Below are 1,896 nucleotides of genomic sequence, written 5' to 3' on the forward strand. Positions count from 1 at the left end.
CTACACCGTTAACAACACAGAGCAAGAAAAGAAAATATATTGTGGCAGGGAGTATGAGCACAACCTCACCACCAACACACAATATAATTATATTTATGTGGGTGATATGCCTATTGCTTTGTATGTGCAGGGAGATACCAATGCCATGTACACTTTGCACACCAACTACATTGGTAGCATAGAGAAAATAAGCGACAAAAACGGCAATGTGGTGGACAGTATGTCTTATACTCCTTTTGGACAAAGAAGAATGTTCTCTGATTGGAGCAAAACCGACACCGCCACCCATTTTATTGACCGCGGTTTTACCGGACAGCAACATTTGGATAACTTTGCCCTTATTAACTTTAACGGTAGAATGTACGACCCTGTTTTGGCACACTTCTTAAGCCCTGACCCATATATCCAAAACCCCGAAAACCCGCTGAACTACAATAGGTATGCTTATTGCCTGTTCTCACCTTTGCAGTACGTGGACCCGAGCGGGGAGATGATAGATGACTATTTTGATGTATTTGGAAATTACTTGGGTTCAGACGATGCTTTAAGCGATAATATCCGTATTATTGATAAAGATATTTGGGACATGTACAAATATACTTACGATGATGGAACAGAAGCTATATTACATCATATTGGAAAATATGAATCTGTCGCCTTTTCTGAAGCATTTGACATGTCTCAAGAAGCACAATTATTGGTTTATCAACATTATAATCCTACGGATTTGCCTTTAAAACCGAAATCTTCAGATAAAGATAAAGGAAAAACATTTGGTCTTTCTTTCGTTTACTATACATTGACAGGAGCATCTCATATTGAAATACAATTGAAAGGGAACGCTAAGCATGAAATATCTAATCATGCTAATGAGATAACAAATCTTTTTATCCATGAAGAACAACATTATAATGATTGTAAATCACATGGTTCAGAAACTTATTCCTCTATGCTAACAGAACAAAAAGAAAAAAATGCTATAAATACACAGATGAAGCATAGTAGTTTTAATAAAACAAGGCCATGGTTTCAACAAAAAGTAAAAGAATATGGAAAACAATTTGGTTTAAATTTTTAAATAATAAAAAATGAAAAAAAGTATAACAGTACTATTGTTGTTTATTTCAACAATTTCATATAGTCAAATTCATTTTGAAATTGAAAATATTGATATTTCTAATGTAATAGAAGTCATAAATGAAGATCTCATTTATGAAGGATTTGGGGAAGGTCCTTGGATTGATATAGAATGTGCAATTATCAATAATACAAAGGATACAATAAGATTATTTTTTAAAGACTCAGAATTTCAAATTATATTTTATTATGATAATAAACAATTTAAAAAAAATCCTTTTATAACTCCTTTTTACAAAACAGATACTATTATAATTGAGCCAAATCAAAAATTCAACTTCAACTTAGGTACTCCATACTTATTAGGTTGTGATTTTTATAAATGGAGTAGAATATCTTTAGTAAACATCTATAAAATAGATCATTCAAAAGAAGTAATAGCGACACTCCCAACCTTAAAAGTTAGATATAAAGATAAAAACATTGATATTACAACAAGCGGAATAAAAAAGGTAACTTTCATAGAAACCCCATAATTTTATTAATGTAACATATGATAGACAAAGAACAAATCATCTATACCAATAATGAGCCCGTAGCCGTGTATATACAAAACGACAGCAACACCTTGTATGCTCTCCATACCAACTTTAACGGTAGCATAGAGAAAATAAGCGACAAAAACGGCAATGTGGTGGACAGTATGTCTTATACTCCTTTTGGACAAAGAAGATTATATTCCGACTGGAGCAAAACCGACACCGCCACCCATTTGATAGACCGCGGTTTTACCGGACAGCAACATTTGGATAACTTTGC

The 1,896-nt window shown here is 33.0% G+C and carries 3 protein-coding genes; all 3 read left to right on the forward strand.

The annotated features are described in order from the left end of the window. The coding region (locus J6Y29_04825; protein ID MBP5427194.1) for an RHS repeat-associated core domain-containing protein at positions 1 to 1,078 on the forward strand (1,078 nt) is incomplete at its 5' end. A gap of 10 nt (positions 1,079 to 1,088) precedes the next feature. Then, complete coding sequence (locus tag J6Y29_04830) at positions 1,089 to 1,613, forward strand: hypothetical protein (GenBank protein MBP5427195.1); 525 nt, start codon at positions 1,089 to 1,091, stop codon at positions 1,611 to 1,613. A 17-nt stretch (positions 1,614 to 1,630) separates the two neighbouring features. Continuing rightward, the coding region (locus J6Y29_04835) for a hypothetical protein (GenBank protein MBP5427196.1) at positions 1,631 to 1,896 on the forward strand (266 nt) is incomplete at its 3' end.

Source organism: Clostridiales bacterium (genome assembly GCA_017961515.1).
In the GTDB taxonomy this organism is placed as follows: Bacteria; Bacillota; Clostridia; order Acetivibrionales; family RGIG10202; genus RGIG10202.